This is a genomic window from Deinococcus roseus, assembly GCF_014646895.1.
GTDB lineage: Bacteria > Deinococcota > Deinococci > Deinococcales > Deinococcaceae > Deinococcus_C > Deinococcus_C roseus.
The window spans coordinates 429015-450107 of record NZ_BMOD01000001.1; the positions used below are offsets into that span (position 1 = coordinate 429015).

General features: G+C 56.0%; 22 protein-coding genes. 7 read left to right on the forward strand and 15 right to left on the reverse strand.

What is annotated here, in order from left to right; translation table 11 throughout:
• Positions 1-38 precede the first annotated feature (38 nt).
• The 3 genes from nagA (at position 39) to IEY52_RS01970 (ending at position 2903) form a co-directional block, all read left to right on the forward strand.
• Positions 39-1136, forward strand: coding sequence for an N-acetylglucosamine-6-phosphate deacetylase (gene nagA, locus IEY52_RS01960; protein WP_188999005.1), 1098 nt, complete (start codon positions 39-41; stop codon positions 1134-1136).
• Positions 1129-2160, forward strand: a complete 1032-nt coding sequence (locus IEY52_RS01965; protein WP_229684610.1) for an SIS domain-containing protein — start codon at positions 1129-1131, stop codon at positions 2158-2160. Before nagA ends, IEY52_RS01965 begins: the two co-directional genes overlap by 8 nt.
• A 143-nt stretch (positions 2161-2303) precedes the next feature.
• On the forward strand, positions 2304-2903 hold the full coding sequence (locus IEY52_RS01970) for a hypothetical protein (protein ID WP_188999008.1): 600 nt from the start codon (positions 2304-2306) through the stop codon (positions 2901-2903).
• On the opposite strand, the gene IEY52_RS01975 is transcribed toward IEY52_RS01970, so the two are convergent.
• From IEY52_RS01975 to IEY52_RS01995, 5 genes are all read right to left on the reverse strand, one after another.
• Positions 2877-3761: a hypothetical protein gene (locus tag IEY52_RS01975; RefSeq protein WP_188999011.1), complete on the reverse strand. Its 885-nt coding sequence runs from the start codon at positions 3759-3761 to the stop codon at positions 2877-2879. The two genes, IEY52_RS01970 and IEY52_RS01975, sit on opposite strands and share 27 nt — an antisense overlap.
• A gap of 16 nt (positions 3762-3777) precedes the next feature.
• Positions 3778-4545, reverse strand: coding sequence for a DUF1990 family protein (locus IEY52_RS01980; protein ID WP_188999015.1), 768 nt, complete (start codon positions 4543-4545; stop codon positions 3778-3780).
• Positions 4542-5186, reverse strand: coding sequence for a DUF1990 family protein (locus IEY52_RS01985; protein ID WP_188999018.1), 645 nt, complete (start codon positions 5184-5186; stop codon positions 4542-4544). The genes IEY52_RS01980 and IEY52_RS01985 overlap by 4 nt, the downstream gene beginning before the upstream one ends.
• A gap of 75 nt (positions 5187-5261) precedes the next feature.
• Entirely contained in the window at positions 5262-6410 is a 1149-nt protein-coding gene (gene mnmA / locus IEY52_RS01990) for a tRNA 2-thiouridine(34) synthase MnmA (protein WP_188999021.1), read from the reverse strand.
• Positions 6411-7005: 595 nt separating this feature from the next.
• Positions 7006-7344 carry an Imm10 family immunity protein gene (locus IEY52_RS01995; RefSeq protein WP_188999024.1) on the reverse strand — a complete coding sequence of 113 codons (339 nt, stop codon included), beginning with the start codon at positions 7342-7344 and terminating at the stop codon, positions 7006-7008.
• Positions 7345-7466: 122 nt separating this feature from the next.
• Between IEY52_RS01995 and lysA the strand changes: the two genes are divergently transcribed.
• Positions 7467-8612, forward strand: coding sequence for a diaminopimelate decarboxylase (gene lysA / locus IEY52_RS02000; RefSeq protein WP_188999026.1), 1146 nt, complete (start codon positions 7467-7469; stop codon positions 8610-8612).
• 17 nt (positions 8613-8629) lie between these two features.
• Here lysA and IEY52_RS02005 read toward each other — a convergent pair whose 3' ends face one another.
• Both IEY52_RS02005 and IEY52_RS02010 read right to left on the reverse strand, forming a co-directional pair.
• Complete coding sequence (locus IEY52_RS02005; RefSeq protein ID WP_188999029.1) at positions 8630-9175, reverse strand: mismatch-specific DNA-glycosylase; 546 nt, start codon at positions 9173-9175, stop codon at positions 8630-8632.
• 124 nt (positions 9176-9299) lie between these two features.
• On the reverse strand, positions 9300-9893 hold the full coding sequence (locus tag IEY52_RS02010; RefSeq protein WP_188999032.1) for a sulfite oxidase-like oxidoreductase: 594 nt from the start codon (positions 9891-9893) through the stop codon (positions 9300-9302).
• A gap of 291 nt (positions 9894-10184) precedes the next feature.
• On the opposite strand from IEY52_RS02010, the gene IEY52_RS02015 reads away from it, so the two are divergent.
• Positions 10185-11096, forward strand: a complete 912-nt coding sequence (locus IEY52_RS02015; protein ID WP_188999035.1) for a DUF4032 domain-containing protein — start codon at positions 10185-10187, stop codon at positions 11094-11096.
• An 82-nt stretch (positions 11097-11178) separates the two neighbouring features.
• Here IEY52_RS02015 and IEY52_RS02020 read toward each other — a convergent pair whose 3' ends face one another.
• From IEY52_RS02020 to purM, 4 genes are all read right to left on the reverse strand, one after another.
• A complete protein-coding gene (locus IEY52_RS02020; RefSeq protein ID WP_188999038.1) occupies positions 11179-12885 on the reverse strand; it encodes a VanW family protein in 1707 nt (568 codons plus the stop codon).
• A gap of 59 nt (positions 12886-12944) precedes the next feature.
• On the reverse strand, positions 12945-13826 hold the full coding sequence (meaB, locus tag IEY52_RS02025; RefSeq protein ID WP_188999041.1) for a methylmalonyl Co-A mutase-associated GTPase MeaB: 882 nt from the start codon (positions 13824-13826) through the stop codon (positions 12945-12947).
• A 199-nt stretch (positions 13827-14025) separates the two neighbouring features.
• Positions 14026-14727, reverse strand: a complete 702-nt coding sequence (locus IEY52_RS02030) for a histidine phosphatase family protein (protein WP_188999043.1) — start codon at positions 14725-14727, stop codon at positions 14026-14028.
• Positions 14724-15755 (reverse strand): phosphoribosylformylglycinamidine cyclo-ligase, encoded by a 1032-nt coding sequence (purM, locus tag IEY52_RS02035; protein ID WP_188999046.1) that lies wholly within the window; start codon positions 15753-15755, stop codon positions 14724-14726. Before purM ends, IEY52_RS02030 begins: the two co-directional genes overlap by 4 nt.
• Before the next feature lie 376 nt (positions 15756-16131).
• Here purM and IEY52_RS02040 point away from each other — a divergent pair, with 376 nt between their 5' ends.
• Positions 16132-16815: an SDR family NAD(P)-dependent oxidoreductase gene (locus IEY52_RS02040; RefSeq protein ID WP_188999048.1), complete on the forward strand. Its 684-nt coding sequence runs from the start codon at positions 16132-16134 to the stop codon at positions 16813-16815.
• 3 nt (positions 16816-16818) lie between these two features.
• Here the strand turns inward: IEY52_RS02040 and IEY52_RS02045 are convergent, their stop codons facing one another.
• Entirely contained in the window at positions 16819-18633 is a 1815-nt protein-coding gene (locus IEY52_RS02045) for a hypothetical protein (protein ID WP_188999051.1), read from the reverse strand.
• A 131-nt stretch (positions 18634-18764) separates the two neighbouring features.
• Between IEY52_RS02045 and IEY52_RS02050 the strand changes: the two genes are divergently transcribed.
• Entirely contained in the window at positions 18765-19739 is a 975-nt protein-coding gene (locus tag IEY52_RS02050; RefSeq protein WP_188999055.1) for a polyprenyl synthetase family protein, read from the forward strand.
• On the opposite strand, the gene IEY52_RS02055 is transcribed toward IEY52_RS02050, so the two are convergent.
• The 3 genes from IEY52_RS02055 to IEY52_RS02060 all read right to left on the reverse strand — a co-directional run bounded on the left by IEY52_RS02055 (position 19736) and on the right by IEY52_RS02060 (position 21035).
• Positions 19736-20452, reverse strand: coding sequence for a hypothetical protein (locus IEY52_RS02055; protein ID WP_188999057.1), 717 nt, complete (start codon positions 20450-20452; stop codon positions 19736-19738). The two genes, IEY52_RS02050 and IEY52_RS02055, sit on opposite strands and share 4 nt — an antisense overlap.
• Positions 20453-20551: 99 nt before the next feature.
• A complete protein-coding gene (locus IEY52_RS26905) occupies positions 20552-20674 on the reverse strand; it encodes a hypothetical protein (protein ID WP_268239702.1) in 123 nt (40 codons plus the stop codon).
• Positions 20675-20837: 163 nt separating this feature from the next.
• Entirely contained in the window at positions 20838-21035 is a 198-nt protein-coding gene (locus IEY52_RS02060) for a helix-turn-helix domain-containing protein (RefSeq protein WP_188999060.1), read from the reverse strand.
• Positions 21036-21093 lie beyond the last annotated feature (58 nt).

The following is a 21093-nucleotide window of genomic DNA, read 5'->3' on the forward strand; positions in this document are numbered from 1 at the left end:
CTTTTTTGCCTCAATTTCTTGTCTCAGGAGACTTCCCCATGCAGATTCAAGGACAGGTTCTCACCCCGGCAGGCTTTCAGAAGGCCACCCTGCATTTTTCAGATTGCATTGAAGCACTGCGGCCTGCCCGATCAGGCAAGCATTACATCCTGCCCGGCTTCATCGACACCCACGTTCATGGAGGTGCGGGGGGCGACACCATGGATGGCCTGGAAGGCATCCAGACCCTGAGGATGTTTCATGCCCGGCATGGCACCACCACCCTGCTTCCCACCACCATCACCAACCCCTGGGAGAACATTGTCTCTGCGCTGCAGGCGGTCAAGGAAGCCCAGGGCATCTGGCATGGGGCCGATGTTCCCGGTGCCCATCTGGAAGGCCCTTTCATCAGTCCTGGCAGGCTGGGGGCACAACCTCCGTTTGCCCTCTCTCCCAATCCAGCATTGCTGGATGAACTTCTGCACATCGGGGTGATTCGCAGCACCACTGTGGCCCCTGAGATTGAGGGCGTCACCGAAAGCCTGCCCCAACTGATTGAAGCTGGAGTCAGGATCAGCATTGGTCACACCCGTGCAGATTTCCAGACCACTGTGGATTTCATTGAAAAAGTGGTGGCCCTGGGAGGCACCGTTGCTGCCACCCACCTTTACAACGCCATGGGGGGCCTGACCGGACGCGACCCCAGCATTCTGGGCGCTGTGCTGGTGAGCAAGCAGGTGTACACCGAGGTGATTCTGGATCTTCACCACGTGCATCCAGGGAGCTTTGAACTGGCAAGGCAGCTCAAGCCCGAGAAACTGATCCTGATCACCGACGCCATGCGTGCAGCAGGTCTGGGAGACGGAGAAAGCGATCTGGGCGGCCAGACTGTGTATGTCAAAAACAACCGGGCCAGTCTGGCAGACGGCACCATCGCCGGAAGCCTGCTGACCCTGGATGAAGCCCTGAGAAATGCTGTTCAGCTGGGGGTTCCTCTGGAAGAAGCCTCACGCATGCTCAGCAGCACACCCGCCCGTTACCTCGGTCTGTCAGACCGGGGCAGCATTCAAAAAGACAAACGCGCCGATTTCGTTGTCCTGGATGACAACTTGAATGTCGTAGACACCCTTGTTGGTGGAAGGAGCATCCATGAGTGACCCCCTCATGCTACAGGAAACCCGCGAAGCCCCCTCTGTGGTGAGACGCCTGCTGGAACAGAACCAGCAACGCGTGGAAGCCCTCTGGAAAGTGATTCAGGAGCGCCAGCCTCAATTTGCTGTGACCATTGCCCGTGGGTCCAGTGACCACGCCAGCCTGTACCTGAAATACGCCATCGAACTGACCCTGGGCATTCCTGTGGCCAGTTTTGCGCCCAGCGTCAGCAGCGTGTACCACAAGACCCTCAAACTGCAAAACGGTCTGGTGATTGCCACTTCACAGTCCGGGGCCTCCCCTGACGTGGTGGAATCGGTGAAAGCCGCCCGTGAAAGCGGAGCCATCACCCTGGCCATCACCAACAATGTGGATTCCCCACTGGCCCAGGCCGCCGAGTTCCTGCTTCCCATGCACGCTGGACCCGAAAAAGCTGTGGCCGCCACCAAGAGCTTTGTGGCCAGTGCTGCCGCTTTCCTGCATTTGCTGGGCGAGGGGGATCCCGAGCTGAAGAAAGCCCTGCATACCCTGCCAGACGTGCAGGAACAGGCCCTGAAACTTGAGGAGAGCCTGCGCCTGACGGCAGACCGCTACCGTTACGCCAGCAGCATGGTGATTCTGGCCCGTGGCCCCCACTTTGGCATTGCCCACGAGTCTGCCCTGAAACTCAAGGAAACCACGGGCATTCATGCGGAAGCCTACTCGACGGCAGAATTCAGCCACGGACCCACCCGCATCATTGAGCAGGGCTTCCCGATTCTGGCCTACCAGACCCGCGATGCCAGCCAACCGCTGAATGAGCAGGCCTACCAAGACCTGGAAACCCGCGGAGCAGATCTGCTGACCATCGGGGCTTCCAGCCACCTGAACCGGGCTGCTCAGGTGATCACCCCACCTGCTGACCATCCCCTGCTGGACCCCCTGGTGAACATCCTGCCTTTTTACCTGTTCAGCGGGTATGTGGCACTGGCCCGCAACCTGAACCCGGACAACCCACCTCACCTGAAAAAAGTCACGCTGACCAGATAAAGCTTCATTTCAAAAGTTTCTTCTCAATGGGGCGTTTCCTGCACATCCAGGAAACGCTCTGTTTCCATCTGTTCGCTAATGGGTTTCCCATTTTGTGAAAATTGCCCCTTCCTGCAGCAAAAAAATTTCTTATGCTTAAAAGCATGAAAATCAAAGCCGGACATGTCATTGGAATTGCAGCCCTCGGAGGCCTCGCCTGGTACCTGCGGGACAAGAACCCCTACCACATTTTTGGAAGCGGATTCATCGATTTCACAGGCAGCAAGAAAGATCCCTCACAGCTGCTGAAAGCCCTGGAAGACACCCAGACCCAGCTTTCCCGCAAATTTCGCGAATTGCCAGACACCCCCGAAAACCGCAAGCAACTGGGGCACATCCTGGCCATTGAGCGCTGGGGCACCAACAAACTGAAGGTGTTCAACGGTGGAGAGCTGCTGAACGACTCCTCGCAGGAGTATTACCCATCAGAAGAAGACTCCATGGAATCCCTGATGAACCAGTTCACCGAAACCCGCCAGGAAACCATAAAAGTGGGTCAGGAAGCCATTGCCAACGCAGACCAGCAGAAAGTGGAGCATGACCAGTTTGGCCCCCTGAGTGCTGCTGGCTGGATCCAGTACCTGAATTACCATGCTTTCCTGGAAGCTTACAAATTCAAGAAAGCCGAACCTGTCAGCCTGCAGGATGGCAAAGAGGAAGATGCTCAGGAAATCAGCTCACAGACCCCAGGCCTGCAAAGCTAAGACGTTCTGAAAGGTCAGGATGCTGCGCCATTCCTGATCTGCTTCCGTGTTTCCCCAGGACCAGCTCGGTTCCCAGTGGCCCTGGGGTTTCTGGGTCTCCAGCAAGAGTTCGAGTTGCACCTGCACTGCAGCTTCCAGGTCAAAAGCCAGAGGATGCTCTGGTGCAGGTGCAATTTGCAGGGGCAACAACACATAACCTTGCATGGTTTCCCGGGTTTCTGGAATCAGGGGCAAAACCCGTTCCCTGAACACCTCCAGCAAGGGATCCCGGTACACATCGGGCAATTCTTCGGTGCCCAGCAACTGGGCAAGGCAGATCAGGTCATGCATTTCATGTGCAGTGGTGGCTTCCTGCAGCACAGCGTCGGTGAGTTGAACCAGCAGGTCTTCCGGGACCAGTTCCTGATAGGCCCACAGGGAACCCAGCAGATCTGCTCTGGGGTTCAGAACACACCCCGAGAAACGGTTCAGCAGGGTGCCATCTTCGTTGTCCCACCAGGGCGCATGGGGGTCTTGCTGGGCTTCTTCCGGGATGATCCTCCAGGTCAGGGTCTCAGGGTCCAGGGTTTCCAGCAGGTAATTCACAGCAAATTGCACCACAGGTTCGGTGACAGACATGCCCAGGCGTCTGGCTTCACGCAGCGCAATGCTGGTGGCCAGGGCTGAAGAAACGGTGCTGCGGTTGTCGGGCTCAAAGAGGGCTGCAAAGCCCCCGTCTTCGTTCTGCATGTTTTGAAGCGCTTCCACCACGGGAAGGATGGAAGCGTGCTGAAAAGCATGTTGAAAGGCAACCTTTTCATAGGGACGGGCATGACCGCTGAAATGCTGCCACGCATTCTGTAAATATCGAATTGCCATGCTGTATTTTATCATGTCAGGACCCCTGCTCTTTCATCTTTTGTTGTTCTTTCTGTTGTTCTTTTTGTTGGTCCTTCACGTCTTTCAAAGCCTCGGTGGCTTCTGCGCTCTGGGACACTGGACGCACCTTTGGACCCTCGGGGGCGGTTTTGCCCTGCAGTTCTGCCTGCACCAGTTGCACCATGCGCTTCATGGACTCACGGGCAAAATAGAGCTGCAAAGGCCGTCCAAAAATCCAGAATCCAATCTGGTAGATCAGATTTTTGATGCGGTCCGGTCTGGAATAGGCCTGAATGCGAAAAAACACCTTACCGGTTTGCAGGTTTTTCACCACCAGAAACTCAATCTGGCCTTTCTCAAAATGGCCCTGCAAGGTGCGGTAGTTGTAACCCCAGATCTGCTCCTGGCCTGCTTCGGTTTCTTTCAGGGTGTCAATCACCCCGCCAATTTTCACCCCGAAGAAAAAGGTCATCCACAGAAAATGGGCTTTCAAAAGCATGTAACGCTCTGCCAGCGGTCTGTCCGGGTAATAAATCCCCTGAATGAGTCCTGGAGGAGGAAACCGGTAATCCTGCACGATGCCCTTTGCCACCTGAAAAGGCCCCCACTCTTCCGGCTGGCCGGGTTGCTCAAAAGGCAATTCTGCCTCGTAAGCATCCACCCGCCAGCCGGTTTTGCGGGTGTACTCTGCAGATTTCTCTGGATCAAAGTTGTAGGACAGGGCACCGATCTGCTCCAGACGCTCCCGGTACACTTCCCACAAAGGCTGTTCTGGACGGGTCATGAAACCTCCTGAACCTGGGGCGGGGTTGCAAGTTCACGGGTTTCGGCGTGAAATTCACCTGCAGCCTCTCCTCCACTGGCTTCTTGCACCCGTTCACAGAAGGTCTTCCAGGCTTCCTGTTGCACCCTGTTCCCCCCCAGAAAACGGTAGGCCAGATGCACCAGTGCATCTCTGGACCGCGCCTGGGAAGAAATGGAGAACCTCAGACCCTCTCCCTGCCGTTCCAGCTCAAATCGGATCTGGCCTGCCTCAGGATGCGGCTTCAGGGTGGCCAGTGTAAAAGCATGGCCTTCCATCTCCACCACCCTCACCCGGCCATTCCAGGGACCGAAAATGCGGATGTCGTATTCATCTCCCACCTTCAGGAAATCCTCTGCACCCCGGGTCTTGGTGAAATCGGCCAGCAGACCCGGACAGAAAGCAGAAACATCTTCGGTGATTTTTTCAAACAGTTGATGGGCTGGAACACGGGCGTTCTGGATGTCCAGCCAGTAGGAACGGTAGATCAGGGGGCCATGACCCTCATCGGCCAGTTGCAAAGGGCTGCGTCTGGCTGTAGGGCGAGACCACCACAAAAACCCCAGCACACCCAGCAAAGCCAACAACAAGAGGGGAAGCGCATGCTTTCGGGTCTGTTCCATGTTCTTCAGGGTAAAGAGAAGCGCCCTTTGAATCTGAACCAAAAAACACACTCCCCGCAGGGAGTGTTTTGCAAATCACGCTTGAGGCTGTGGTTTGGGCTTTCTGGGCTTCACCTTTTTGGGTCTGGGGTACTTCACAGCCGGGGTTTCAGGAATTCTTGAATCAATCATTCCTCCACCCAGCAGACGGTCCCCGCTGTACAGCACCACACTCTGACCCGGAGCCACTGCAAACTGGGGTTCCAGAAATTCCAGCTGGAACGCCTCTTCTGTGGCCTTCAGCAGTCTGGCTTTCACAGGCTGACTGCGATAACGCACCTGCACCTCAAGGTCTTCTGGGAGGTCGGTCACATCCAGCAGGTAATTGACCTTGCTGGCAGAGAGGGTGGTCCAGTGGCAATCTTCGTAATTGCCCACCCACACGACCTTGCTCTCGGGGTCGATGTGCACCACATAACGCACCACATTGGACTTGTAAAGGTTCAGGCCCTTCTTCTGTCCAATGGTGTAATACTGTGTCCCGAGGTGCTCTCCGACCACTTCTCCGGTGTGGATGTCCACCATGTGACCCTGCACCTGCGGAATGTACTCGGTCAGGTACTCCTGAATGGTGGAAGGCACAAAACAGATGTTCTGCGATTCGGGCTTTTTGGCCGTGATCAGACCGTATTGCTCTGCCAGTTCACGCACCCTGGGCTTTTCCATCTCCCCCACCGGGAAGAGGATGTGCTTCATCGCGTCCCTGGGGGTGCCCCACAGGAAGTAGGTCTGGTCTTTTCTGGGATCATCGCCCCGGTGGAATTCCACGGTGCCGTCTTCCCGGTCCACGCGCTTCACATAGTGCCCGGTGGCCACATATTCACAGCCCAGCATGCGGGCTTTCTTGATCAGGGCATCAAACTTCACTTTGGTGTTGCAGTTCACGCAGGGGTTGGGGGTGCGGCCCGCGGCGTACTCCTCCACAAAGGGGCGCATGATGTTCTCCTCGAATTCCTTGCGGTAATCCAGCAGGTAAAACGGCACGCCCACCTGGTCCGCCACCCGACGGGCTTCGTAAGCCGCATCCGGGGAGCAGCAGGTGTCAAACGTATCCATGCGCTTGTGGTCCGGCCAGAAGCGCATCATCGCGCCAATGACACTGTAACCCTGTTCTTTGAGAAGTGCTGCACTCACGCTGGAATCAACGCCCCCAGACATGGCGCAGAGCACACGGCCCTTGTTCATTTCAACCTCCGTGCTGAACGCACAATAAAACAGTGTATCAGAGGCAGAGGGGTGGGGTGTGATTCGGGGGACAATTGGGGTGGATGCCTGGAGCATTGGGTGGATGCCGAGGGCCAAGAGCCGAGGGCAAAAAACTGCAGGGGCGAGCGGGCTGAGGGACCAAGATGCAGTCCCTCGTATTGCACAGGACGGCATGTCTCGCCCAATGGAAACCCGCTTAAACCAAATGCAGAAGGCAGAAAGCCATATGATTCTTCAAAAAGCGAATCGTACCACCATCAAAAAGACACCAATCAACGCATTACTGCGTTGATTGGTGAAACAGGAGGATTTTTCTGAATCTTCCTGTTTCAGAGAACATCAGCCCAGGAAACAACCTTTTATTCTTCTGTCAAATGCTCTAATAAGCCAACAACACAACAAAAAATCTGACCCGAGAGATGAACCAGTCGGATCAGATTTAAACTGTTCAAAAATCAAACTTTCGAGGTTTTTCGCTCCAAAGATCAACTTCTGAATGTCTAGATTTTAGCACCACAAGCCAGAGAATCGGTCATTTTTATTACATTCATTTTAAAAGTCTTAAAAGACAAAATCAGGAGAACAGCACTTCAAATCCAGAACGGATCTGGTCAATCACCATGGGGTCAAGGTCCAGTTTCACCTGAATGCTGGAGAGTCCCAGAGTTCCCTCTGCCTCTTTTGAATACTGCAGGGTCAGGCTTTCTGAGGTGAGTTGATGGGAAACAATGCCGCCCTCAAAAGTGGCCCCTGAGGTGAGCACAGTGGTGTAGCTCTGGCCTGTCTCGGTTTTTTGCAGTTCAAAAGTCTGTTGGGGGTTTTCTGCGTCGTCTGCCAGTGCAATCACAAAAGTATCGGAGTCATCCAGTTCACCCACATAGCAGGCCCTGGCAATAAAGGACAGTTCAGTCATGCTGTCATGCTATCAACTTCTCTGTCAGAAAACCAATGTGTCAGGAAAACAATCTGCCAGAAAACCAAAACATCTATTGGAATCAATTCCAAAACGCTGCTGGCTGCTGTTAGAATGCTTCCATGCTTTCCCGCGAACAACTGCTGCATGCTGCCGAAACCCACGGCACCCCCCTCTATGTCTACGATGCCCGTGTGCTGGACGAGCGCATCCAGCGTGCCATTCAGGCTTTTTCTGGTGCAAAGATTTTCTTTGCCATGAAAGCCAATTCCAACCTGCACATCGTGCGCCGCATGAAAGACCAGGGTCTGGGCTTCGAGGTGGTGTCGTACGGCGAGTTGCACAAAGCCCTGCACGCAGGGGTTCCCGGAGAGCGCATTCTGGTCAATGGACCCGCAAAAACCCTGGAGGAATATGAACTGGGACAGCAGGTGGGGGCCACCTTCATTCTGGACCGCCTGGACGAATGCCATTTTCTGAAGCCTGGAGCAAAAGCCATTGTGCGGGTGAATCCTGAACTGCATGTCTCCACCCATTCCCATCTGGCCACCGGGGAAGCCCATTCCAAATTTGGCATCCCCCTGGGACATGCCGCAGAAGCCCTCCAGCAGGCCAGAGATGCGGGTTTGAATGTGCGGGGCCTGCATCTGCACATCGGCAGTGCCATCCAGAACCCCGAGGACTTCCGGGAGGCATTTGAAAAAGTGGCCCACCTGGCAGATGAGGTGGGCCACCTGGAAGTGCTGGATGTTGGGGGTGGATGGGGCCTGAACGCAGATCTGGAAGGAATCGCAAAAATTGCGTTTGAGGCTGCAAAATCCTTTGGGGCAGAACTGTGGGTGGAACCCGGACGTTTTCTGGTTTCAGAAAGCGGGGTGCTGTTGACCCGGGTGGTGGGCACCAAAGAAACCGCCCGCAAATTTGTTTTGCTGGACGCAGGCATGACCGAAATCCTCAGGCCCATGCTGTACGGAGCCATGCACCCTTTAAGACCCCTGTGGGACCATCCAGAAACAGACCGTTTTGATCTGGCAGGCCCTGCATGTGAAAGTGGGGATGTGCTGGCCCGAGATGTTGAGCTTCCCCTTCCAGAACGCGGCAACATCCTGGCCCTAGAGCAGGCTGGGGCTTATGGGGCCGTGATGTCCAGCACCTACCTCTCGCGTCCCAGACCCGCCGAGGTCCTGTGGGATGGGGACTTCAGGGTGATCCGCAGACGTGAAAGCCTGGAAAAACTCTGGGAACTGGAGATGACTTCAGGGTTCTGAATCAGGAGGGTTCTGAATCAGGAGGGTTCTGAATCAGGAAGTTGCCGGATGTGCTCTGCCAGATTCTGCCAGTGCTCGATGTTGAAGTGTGAATCTGCCAGAGGACTGGTGGACGGCAACACGAACACCTCCGCACCTTCAAACGTCTCGGGTTGCAGGCCAAACTGCAGTTTCTTTTTTTGCAAGCCTTCCTGAGCCGCCCTTTTGCTGGTGAAGGCAATGACGCTGGGCTTGAAGGTGCGAACTTTCTGGGTGAGTTCATCCGGGGTGAACCCTTCTGAGGGCAACACCGAATCGATGCCCGAAAAACGCTTGCACACATCGGTGAGTCCCAAGCCATATTCAGGGAGGATCTGAAATTCCTGAGGTTTCATGGGTCTGGGAACCAGTCCCACCTGATGCAGCACCCGCCAGAATTTGTTCTGTGGATTGGCATAATACGCTTTTGCAGCAGCAGAGGTTTTGCTGGGGGCTGTCCCACAAAACACCAGTTTCAAACCTGGCTGCAGAACATCTGGAACGATGTATTCATCCTGAGGAAGGTCCAGGGGCAAGTCATTCATGGATTTACCTTAGTGGATCTGGCTCCAGAAAACAGGGAGAAAACCTCAAAACAGAAAGGCACCCCTGCTGATGCCCATGCATCTGCCCTTTGCTCTTGGCCCTCGGCCCTCGGCATTCTGTCCCTCAATCGTCGTCGAAACGTTCTTCTTTAAAGGGATCGCCCCGCATGTGGTAGCCGTTCTTTTCCCAGAAACCGGGATGGTCTGCGGTCAAAAATTCAAAGCCAGAAACCCACTTGGCGCTTTTCCAGAAATACAGGTGGGGGACCACCAGCCTGAGGGGACCACCGTGGTCTTTCTCCAGGGGTTTTCCATCGAAGGTGTGGGCCAGCAGGTTGAGGTCTCTGTTGAAGTCTTCCAGCAGCAGGTTGGTGGTGTAACCGCCATAACAGTGCACCATCACCGCTGTGGCGGCAGGGTCCACCTTGAGGTGCTGCATCAGTGTGGGGATGCTGATTCCGGTCCAGGTGGTGTCCAGTTTGCTCCAGTGGGTCACACAGTGGATGTCGTAGGTGTGGGTGGTCTGCAGCAAAGCCAGCAGATCCTGCCAGCTGAAAATTCTGGGTTCGGCCAGGCCAGAGATGCGGATTTCCACCTGTTCAGGCCTGAGGGTGGGGACAGGCCCGTAGGTCAAAACCGGGAAGCGTTCGGTCAGGGATTGACCCGGAGGAACCCTTTTGTTGTCTGCAGAGGGCTTCTTGAAAAATTTACCAAGCATTCATGAACCTCCAACTTCTGGCACCTCGCATCACACCACCGAGGCAAGACAGATACGCCGCCACACCCCAAAAAGTTCATGGGGTGTTCCTCACAGGGTAAGTGTTCTGGATGAGCAGGTAAGTGGTCATGCTTACTGGGTGATGGAAGTCCTGTCCATCCCCTGATATATTTCGCTACAATGGAGGCATAGGGTACATTGCACACCAATGACCCTGTACCTGAGACCGGGTCTCAGGTATTCTCAAAGATTCACACTTTGCTCTTGCGTCAAGCAAAGGAGGAGGTGAGCATGTACGCCAACAGCACCGCAACACAAGAAATCGAAGAGGCCAAGCGGCAGGCACTGCTCAACAACATTCTGGCCACCCTGCGTGGAGAGGACAACCACCTGATTCCCTTCGAGTGGGTGCGCTTCTTGAACCCGCGTGGAGAACATTATATTGGAACCCAGACCATTTTGGTAGAGCAAATCATCGGTTCCGTGGACCGCTACGACGAGTTTGACCAGCACTTTCTGCCCCTGACCCACCACCTCGATGAACGCTGGGTGGCCATCAGAAAAGCCCAGATTGAAGGCAAAGAGCTTCCCCCCATTCAGGTGTACAAGGTCGGCGAAGGGTACTTTGTCAAGGACGGCAACCACCGGGTGAGCGTGGCCAAAAGCACCCACCAGAAGTACATCGATGCCGAAATCATCGAACTGGATGTCAGCATCACCCCCCACCCTGGTGAATCCCTGCGTGAAATGATCATCCGCTCTGAAAAAGTGGAATTCTACCGCCACCTGGGTCTGGACACCCTGCGCCCTGACCATGCCGAGATTGACTTCAGCACGCCAGGACGGTACGACATCCTGCTGGAGCACATCCGCACCAGACAGTACTACCTGGGCATTCAGGAGCAGAGGGACATCAGCTGGGAAGAGGCTGTGGGCTCCTGGTACGACAAGCTGTACTGGCACGTGGTCCGGAACCTGCGCAAGCACAACGTGATGAGCAAGTTCCCTGGCCGCACCGAAGCTGACATCTACCTGTGGATCATGGACCACCGCTACTTCCTGACCGAGCAGCTTGGTCACGATGTGGGCAGCGAATACGCCACCCTGAACTTCAAGGACCACTTCAGACCCCATTGGTGGGAACGGCTGGGACAGCGCATGCAGCTCTTGCGCAAGAAGATCGTTCCTGCCACCCACTCCTGACATCAGATCCATTCAAAAGAAGGCCTCCAGATCAAAATTCTGGAGGCCTTCTTGCACTGAAAAATTCAGATTTTCTGGGAACTCAGCGGGCAGGGCCCACAGCATAAACCGCCTGCCAGGGCTTGTAGTTGCTGCTGATGGTGTCCTTGCGGGTGCCTTTGCCGTCCGTGATGGTGCGGGTCACCTGCACGTTGTACCCATCCACAGCCCAGTCCACCTGTTTCATCTGACCGGGGGCCAGTGAAGCGTCATAAATGGTTTTGGAGGCAGGATGAGGGGTTCTGGACAGGATGGTGGCATCCGAAATGGTCACTTTGCGTTTGACGGGAACCCCATACAAATTGACGGTGAGGGTGCCTTTGGCCATGTCGGTGATGGTGCGAACCAGGATGGGAGCACCGGTGTCGTTCTTCATCTTGAGGTCCACTCCGGGCTGGTACACCGCAGCTTCAAAACCCATCTGAGGCGCATACCAGTGCACCCAGTAGGCGTGCTGATTGCGTTCCACGATGGGAAGGCCTGCTTTGTACATGCTGCGGAAGGTGGTGGTGGACACCTGACACACCCCTCCGCCCACACCTTCCACGGTGCGCCCACCACTGATCACCAGGGCACCCACATAGCCATTCTCTGGGGAGATGTCTCCGATGGCATTGTTGAAGCTGAACACCTCATCTGGAGCAATCACATGACCATCCAGCGCTCCCGCAGCCACCTTCACATTGGTGGAGCGTTCACGGCTGGAGCCTTTGAAGGTGCTGGTTCCGCTGGAAATCAGCTTCAGGTTCCTGGGATCAGGCAAATCTGCCAGGGTGAGGGTGGGTTCCTGCACCTTGAGGGGCACCTCCACCTGGATCATTTCAGGTTTAAGCACCATGTTGGAGAGGGCCTCAAATGCGGCCTTCTGGTCCACGCTGTAGCCGGTTTTCTCCGGGACCGCTTTGATCTGGCCCTTGGAGAAACGGAAACTGGCATTCAGGGCAGGCTGACCAATCAGGGCGTCCAGTTTCTGGATGGCACGCTGGATGCCTTTGGGGTCCAGCTCCAGTTTGTCTGAGCGCACCCAGAACAAATCTGCCACGGTGTTGACCCCCAGGGTTCCGGTGCGCTCCTTTTTCGCCGGGGTGATGCCCACCACGGTGATGGGTCTGAGCACCAGATTGGCCTGATCGATCAGGGGCTTGATGCTTTCTCTGGTGACAGCGGCCCGCATGGTTTTCACAGGGATTTCCAGGCTGGTGAGGGCTGGATTGCCCGTGTAGGTGTTCAGCACTGCCGTCACATCTGCAGCCTGACCGGGTTTGTCTGCCTGAATGATGTACTTGCCATTGCTGAAGATGGCTCTGGCAGGCACGGGTTTGCCGTCCAGGGTTCTGGACCAGCTTTCCAGTTGCTTTTTCAGCACATCGGGTTTGACGGTGACCACCCAGTCGGCGGTCTGCACGTCTTTCTTCCAGCCAAAACGGTACTGGACCCGCTCGAAGGTGGTGCGCTGCTGTCCCAGGTCAAAAGCCGTTTTTGCAGTGCTTTCATAATCCAGGGTCCAGCCCAGACGGGTGGCTGGAACACTGAAAATCTGGTCTGCCAGTTTCACGGTCACCACAGGAGCCTTGAGGGGTGCAGCTTTGAGCGCAGCAATGGCTTCTGCGAAGGTTTTTTCACTCAGGTCCAGGCTTCCCACCTGGACTTTTTTCTCAATCCGTTCCGAGTCCTGCATGGAGTAGGCCCACACCAGAGGGGTGGCCACCACAAAGGCAATCGGCACGAGATACATCAAGGGTCGTTTCATCCGAATAACAGTGTAACAAGGTGGTATACATTTTTTGGTAAGCAAAATCAGGTACTTGTTTAGAAAAGGGAATCAAAAAGGGATTGCAATGATCGTTTCCCGGAAAGCACCTCAGGGAGCAGGTTTTCAGCATCCCTGAGTTTGTCGTGCGCCCAGTCTTCCAGCAGGACGCGCAATTCAAACCTCAAACGATTAAGACGACGCTGCCTGAGCCCCTCTGCTCCCAGATGCTCCCGGTGGTCCTGCAAAGCCTTGAGGAGTTCCGGAATGCCCTGCCCTTTCTGTGCACTGGTTTTCACAGCGGGGGGCATCCATTCCAGCATGCCACCCAGGGTCAGGGTGGCATGCAATTCACGCACCACCCGGTCTGCACCGGGCAAGTCACTCTTGTTCACCACAAAGACATCAGCAATCTCCATCACCCCGGCTTTGAAAGCCTGCACCGCATCCCCCTGATTGGGGGTCAGAACCAGCACGGTGTGATCGGCAATGCTGGCGATGTCCACCTCGCTCTGGCCCACCCCCACGGTTTCAATCAGGATCACATCAAACCCAAAAGCCTCAATGGCCCGCAAAACCTGCAGGGTCTTGCCAGACACCCCACCCAGTGCCCCCCTGGACGCCAGGCTGCGAATGAACACCCCGCTGTCCAGGGTGTGCCGGGCCATGCGAATGCGGTCTCCCAGAATGGCCCCTCCGGTGAAAGGACTGCTGGGATCCACGGCAATCACCGCCACGGTTTTTCCCTGGCTGCGCAGTTCCTGAATGATCTGGTCGGTGAGGGTGCTTTTCCCACTGCCCGGACTCCCGGTGATGCCAATGACCTGGGCAGTGTGGTGCAGAGAAAGAAGCTCTTCTGGAAAGTCCTGACCGGACTCCAGCAGGGTGATGGTGCGGGCCAGGGCTCTGGGATCGCCCTCCTTGAAACGTTGCATCAGCATGGCTGAACCAACATAACATTTCAGCTCTCAGCTGTCAGCCATCAGCGGTCAGCAAAGACAACAGCGAAGCTGCAGCTTCATGCAAGCAAACCATCTCATGAAGACCTTCCAGAAAGCAACCTTCCCGTTCCTGAAACACACGAACGGGAAGGTTAAGCTGAACCAGCGGCTGAAAGCTGATGGCTGATCGCTGACCGCTTCAGGGCACCTGTACGTCTTCGTCTTCCAGAGACAAATCTTCCAGGTGGGCTGCATCGTTGAAGCTGAGCAGCCTCCCTCCATCCGAATGCAGCACAAAGCGGGTGATGCTGGTGTTGTCGATGGAAAGTCTGGCCCACACATCGCGCAGTTCGCCCCCCAGAGCAAGGCTGACAGCCACCCGCACCACACCCCCGTGGGTGACCACCATCACGCGGCCCCCTTTGTGCCGGTCGCGCAGTTCGAAGAAAGCCTGACTGACCCGGTCGTACAGGTCGGCCATGCTCTCCCCTCCCGGACGGCGGGTGTTCCAGGGGTCCTGATGCAAAGCCGCCAGATACTCCCCATGCTGCACTTCAATGTCTGGGAGGTACAGGCCACCCAGTTCGCCCACATCGATTTCACGCAGGCGGTCATCGGTCTGGATGGTGGGCTGGTTGTTCAGAACAGCAGCCATCCCTCTGGCCGTGTCCATGGAACGGGTGAGGTCGCTGGAGTAAATGGCATCCACAGAAACCCCTTCCAGACGGTCTGCCAGAGCCTGCACCTGCAATTTTCCGTGGTCTGACAGGGGAACATCGGTGTGGCCCTGGTAACGGCGAATGGCGTTCCAGGTGGTTTCGGCATGGCGGATCACCCAGAATTCCGTGAGGTCACTGCCCTCACGGAATCCGGTGGGTGGGGGTGGCACCCTTTTGGTCACCGGCCCACCAGTTGGATGCCCTCGCCTGCCACCATCTCCCCGATGCGGTAAGGGGTTTCTCCGGCTTCACGCAGGATTTGCATGGCGAGGTCCTGCTCTGCCAGTGTCACCATGAAGACGTATCCGATGCCCATGTTGAGGGCACGGTGGGCCTCCACAAGTTCAATCTGTCCAAGCTCCACGATTTTCTGGAAGAGGGGTGGAACGTCCCAGGAGCCTTCGTAAACTCTGGCCCCCAGACCTTCAGGAAACACCCGTGGGGGGTTCTCAATGAGGCCGCCTCCGGTGATGTGGGCCATCCCTTTGACGTTGACACCCGCATCTTTGAGGGCACGGTAGGCCAGCACGTATTCCCGGTGGGGTTTCAGCAGGGCTTCTGCGTAAGTTTCACCGTTCAGGAAGTCACGGGGCACAAAGAGGTCTTCGTTTTCCAGCACCTTGCGGGCCAGAGAAAAACCGTTGGTGTGGAGGCCCGTGCTGGGAACGCCAATCAAAACATCCCCTTCTTGCAAGGTGCTGCCATCCACAAGATCCTTGCGGTCCAGCACACCCACGATGGTGCCCACCAGGTCCAGTTCGCCTTCCAGATAAACACCGGGCATCTCGGCGGTTTCGCCGCCCAGCAGGGCTGCACCCACACGCTCACAGGCCACGGCAGCACCGTTCACCACGGTGGCCACGGTCTCGGGAACCAGTTTGCCAGTGGCCACATAATCCAGGAAGAACAGCGGACGGGCACCCTGCACCAGAATGTCATTGACACAGTGGTTCACGATGTCCATGCCCAGCGTGTCAAACTTCTGTGCGGCCACAGCCACCTTGGTCTTGGTGCCCACACCATCGGTGGAGGCCACCAGCACGGGCTCTTCCATGTCTTTGAAGTTCAGGGCCGAAAACAGTCCTCCGAACGACCCGACGCCTGCCAGCACCTGGGGGGTGTAGGTGCGCTTGACGGCGTCTTTCATCAGTTCCACAGCGCGGTTACCAGCATCAATGTCCACACCGGCGCTCTTGTAATCTATTGACATCTCTTCCTCCAGAGCAGCCCTCTCCGGGCACTCTGGTTATTGTAACCTCTGGCAGGCGGGAAGAAACAGCATTGTTTATGGGATTGTTTATGGGATTGTTGGTGGAAATTCTGGAGGGGAATGGGAGATTGCCGAGGGCCGAGAGCCGAGGGCAAAATACAACTTCCATGCGATGCTCTGTTCGCATCCAGTGTTTTGCAAGCACTCAGTCCTCTTCACATCCTGCACATTGCCTTCCAAACCTGTACAAATTTGAAGGACGAAGACAAAGCCAGATCCTTAAGCCCTCGGCCCTGTGCTCTCGGCCCTCGGCATCTTTCCAGCAAATCCACCCCAATGCACACTCACCCCACCTCTCAGCAGGCAAAATTCGGACATGACGGCAAGCAAACTGGCTCTGGTGACCGGAGCAAACCGGGGAATTGGCTTTGAAGTGTGCAGGCAACTGCTGGGCAAAGGATTTCGGGTCATTCTGGCGGCGCGGGATCTGGAAAAAGCAAAGCAGGCGGCACAGCAACTCAGTCCAGAGGTGATCCCTGTTGCGCTGGACGTGACCTCCTCTGAAAGCATTGAGCAGCTCAGAACCTGGCTGGAACATCAGCATGGGGGGCTGGATGTGCTGATCAACAATGCAGGCATCTACCCAGATGAAGGGCAGAACATTTTGAAGGTCCCTGTCCATGCTTTCCGGGAGGCCATGGAGGTGAATGCTTTTGCTGCCCTGGAAATCTCTCAGGCCCTTTTTCCCCTGCTGGAAAAACGAAAAGGACAGATCATCAATGTGTCCAGTGAAATGGGAGCGTGGGAAGACCTGCATCCCAGCACCTCTGCATACCGGCTGTCCAAACTGGCCCTGAATGGCATCACCCTGATGCTGTCCCGTGCAGGCCGGGGGCACATCTCGGTGAATGCGGTGTGTCCAGGATGGGTCAGGACCGACATGGGAGGACCAGATGCTCCGGGCAGCGTTCAGGAAGGAGCATCTGGCATCGTCTGGCTTGCAGAGCAGGTCAGGGGAACCGGAAGCTTTTACCAGAACCGTCAGCAAATCGACTGGTAAACGCTATTTTCCTTGCACCCTTTGCCGGGCCAGTTCTGACAGGTACACTTCCAGGTTGGTGTAGCCCTCCACCCCGAGTTTCGCTTTGGAGAGGTTTGTTCCGTTGTTGTCTGCAACGCCAGAATTCAGGCCATTGGCGTTTTCCCAGGTGTCTGGCATGCCGTCACTGTCTGTATCTAAGGGGGCAGCAGGCAATGAGGCAGGCAGTTTGATGGTGTCCGCTTTGGGATTCTCACTCCTGGGGGCCGGATCAAAAATCCCTTTCTGCACAAAATCCATCAGGCGGGTGTCCATCGGGTCTCTGGGGAAAACTCCAGCGTTCTGCACGGCGTAATTTCTGAGCTGGTCTGCGGGCGTGTAGCTGATGGCTGGAAAGTCGTGTCTCACGTTCTGCGCCCACACCGGATTTGACGCAGCAAAAGGCATGCCCATGTCTGTGACCGCCTGTTCAAAATCATTGCAGCAATACACCAGCTGAAAATCCTTCACCCCGGAGTACAGGTTGATGTGGTTATCCTGCATGAAAATGCGTGTGGGTGTGTTGGCAGGCAGGTAACCCGAGTCTGGAGATGATGCCCCTTCCAGGGTGAACATCCCGGTTTTCAGGTTGGTGCTGTTTCCGTAATAGAGGTTGCCCACAAAGTTTGCCTGGTAATACAGCGGATGGCTGGTGTACCCCTCGTTGGGGGAATTCACCTGACTGGTGTTGCCAATCCACATGGGGAAGCCCGGATCGTAGTACAGGTTGTTGGAGACCTCGAGTTGCATGGTGGTGCCGTCTGCACTGGGGTTTTCCCGGCTGAGTTCTGGCAGGCGGCCCACAATGCGGTTGAAGGTGTTGTGGTGAATGGAAATCCGGGTCAGGGGGAAACCCCGGTCTGGATCAGAGTAATTGAGCAGCATGCCCCCCAGATCTGCGTGTTCTCCCAGGGTTTCGGCAATCAGGGCATTCTGGATGGTGACATCGCTGGTGAAGGACACCTGCACGGCTTCATCCTGGGCATTGCCCACAGAAACATGGTCCACAATCCCGTTCTTTGCCCGGTGAAAACGCAAACCATCATCGGTGGTCAGACCGGGCCTCAGGCGCAGAAACTGCACAATGAAATTGCTGGGGGTGAAAGACGGCAATGGGCAGCCATCAGCTTCACAGATCGAATCATCATTCTCGATGCGCAGGCCCCGCAGGGTGATGCCTCCTGGCGAAGTCTGACCTGCGATGGTGACATCTCCACGCCTGATGCTGACCACCGTGTCAATCAGACCACTGACTTTGAAAACCACGGTGCGTTTCCCGGATTCGTCCAGAGCGGCTTGCAGAGAGCCTGGACCATCTGCATTGAGGTTGGTCACGTAAATGACCTTTCCTCCCCTGCCCCCTGTGGCACTGGCCCCAAAACCCTCTGCTCCAGGGAAGGCTTTCAGATCAGGATCCACGGGCGTGGTGCCCTGGATGGTCACATCAAAAGAGATGGTGTTGGTGACACCTGCAGCCGTGCCTTTCAAGGCGGTGGTGGACAGTCCAGGGGTCGCTGCATTGGAGGCCGTGAACGTCAGGGTGCCCTGCTGGCTTTCTGCTGGAATGGTGAGGGGGGCAGCGGTCAAACCTGCAGGTGCATTTTCCAGTTCCACCTGCACCGGGAAATCCCCACCTGTGCGCTGAACATTGACTTTGACCTCTTTGCTCTGTCCTTGCTGCAAGGTCAGGCTGCCTGGAGTGGTGCTGATCGTGAAATTCTGGCTTCCGCCGCTGTTGCTGGCAGAGCACGACAGAAGACCCAGCAAAACCATCATCGCGAGACTGCGTCCATCTTTCATGGTGAACCTCCCTGGTGGTGCATCCCTCTGACCTGCGTGTGACTTCAGGATACGGGGGTTGTTCTTACGGGGATGTGACAGCCCCTGCAACACCGGACAAAAAAACCGGGTGGATGGTCTAGAATACTCGGGTGCGCAATCTCATTGCTGACTTCATTGACCACTTGCTTCCCCGAACCCATGCCCGTCCTGAAATCCAGCACCTCTATGACCTGATGCGGGATTATCCCCAGCGGGGCGGGAAAATGCTGCGCAGCCAGTTGCTGTTGATGGTTTCGGAAGCTTTCGGGGGCAGTGTGTCGCAGGCTCTGCCTCTGGCTGCCGCACTGGAACTGTTCCAGAACTGGGTCCTGATTCACGATGACATTGAAGACGACTCCGAAGACCGCCGGGGCATTCCAGCCCTGCACCGTCTGCATGGGGTTCCACTTGCCCTCAATGCCGGAGATGCCCTGCACATCTACATGTGGCAGGTGGTGCATCAGGCAGGGGTGCAAGGGGCTTTCGAGGAGTTCCTGGACACCATCCACCGCACCGCAGAAGGCCAGCATGTGGACCTGAGCTGGGTCACCCACAACACCTGGGACCTGAAAGAAGCGGATTACCTGCAGATGGTGCACCTGAAAACCGCCCACTATACGGTGGTGGCTCCATTCAGGCTGGGCATGCTGGCCGCTGGTCTGCAACCCGATCCCGAAATTGAAGCGGCTGGACTGAAACTCGGTGCAGCATTCCAGATCCGGGACGATGTGCTGAACCTGATTGGCGACCCTGCAGATTATGGCAAAGAAATTGCCGGAGATTTGCTGGAGGGCAAGCGCACCCTGGTTTTGCTGCACTGGCTGGGTCTTGCCACCCCAGAGCAAAAAAACACCTTTTTGCAGGTCATGACCCTTCCCAGAGAGCAGAAAAAGACCGAAGACATTCAGCAGATTCTGGGCTGGTTGCAGGAATCAGGCAGCATCCAATACGCCCAGACCATTGCAGACGAGGAGGCCCGTGCAGGTCTGGCCCTGATCCGCAAAGTGCTTTCCAGAGCCCCCCAGCAGCAGGTGGCCGAACAGATTCTGACCCTGCTGGAGCAACTGGCCACCCGAACCTCTTAAGGTGTCAGGCGTTTGACCCAGTAACCCCATCCCAGAACTTCTGCAACCTGCAGGGCTTCAGGGAGAACTTCGGGCTGGAGTTTGCTGAGGGTCACTTTTGCCCGGAAATGGCCCAGTTCATGGGGTCTGGTGCGGGAAAAAACTTTTTCTGTGGTGGCAAGGGCTTTTCTGGCGTGCCCCCAGCGGATGTGGGCCTCTGCAGTGATGGCAAGGGCATAAGGATCGGCTTCCTGGTTTATGAGTTCTGCAACTTTAAAAGCTTCTGCCAGAGCTACCACTGCAGGTTTGTGCTGCTGCAGGTCCAGCAGCACTTCCCCTGAAATGCACACCCCACTGATGATGGCGCTCCCATTGCGCTCTTTTCGTGCCTGTTGCAACCCCTCGGTGGTCACTTCCAGGGCTTCATCCAGTTTGCCCAGTTGCCACAGGCTGCTTCCCTGGTGAATGAGGGAGAGGCTGCCAGAAAGACCCTGCAGCACCTCCAGGGCAGCTTCTGGATTTCCCTGTCTGTTCAAAGCAATGGCTTTCAGCAGGTTCATCTGGCTTCCGGCCTTTTCGCACAGCAGCACGGTCAGGTTCACCAGACCGGACTGCCAGGCCAGCACAGCCAGCTTTTCTGCTTCTTCTGGTGCAAGAGCGGGATCCTGCTGCTGGGCCTGAAACTGGTTTTGCAATGGGTGAAGTTCTGGGAAAAGCCGTGCGAGGTCAGACATGAATGAACACACAGTATATAAAGCGCATGGCACCCACACCAAACCAGACTGGACAGCAGGTGGCCTGTAAGACCTTCTGCTGTCCAGTGCTGTTGCGGTTCAGTAGTCGTCGCCGCGCTTGGGTTCGTCGTACTGGGAGTTCAGCACAAACAGTGGGAGTCCCACAAAAAACCCGACCACAACAATGGCTGTGATGATTCCAAAAATGAGGGTGGCGTCCATGTTGTCCTCCTGAGAAACGGTCCTGTTCGGAGCAGTCCCCGAGACAACAGTGTACTGGATTTCTCCAGGGACAAAAACACCTTACAAAACACCTGGCAAAAAGCAACCCCTGTGGGAACAGGGGCACATCAGGGACAAAGCAACAAACTTTAAAAAACCTGCGTCAACTGGCTTCCTGCAAACCCAGAAAGCGCTTGAGTTCCCTGCGGGGAATCCTTAATCCCTCCGGAGTCTCCAGGGCACTGAGGGTCCCGGAGCGAATCCAGCGTCTGACCGTGCGGTCATGGCAGAAGGTGAAATCTGCCACCTCGCGCACGGTCAGGAACTTCGGAAGATGACGCAACTGGTCGTTTAAAGTCATGCGAACCTCCCATGCCAGCCAAAAAAACAAGACCGCACAAGGCGGTCTTGATTCTCAA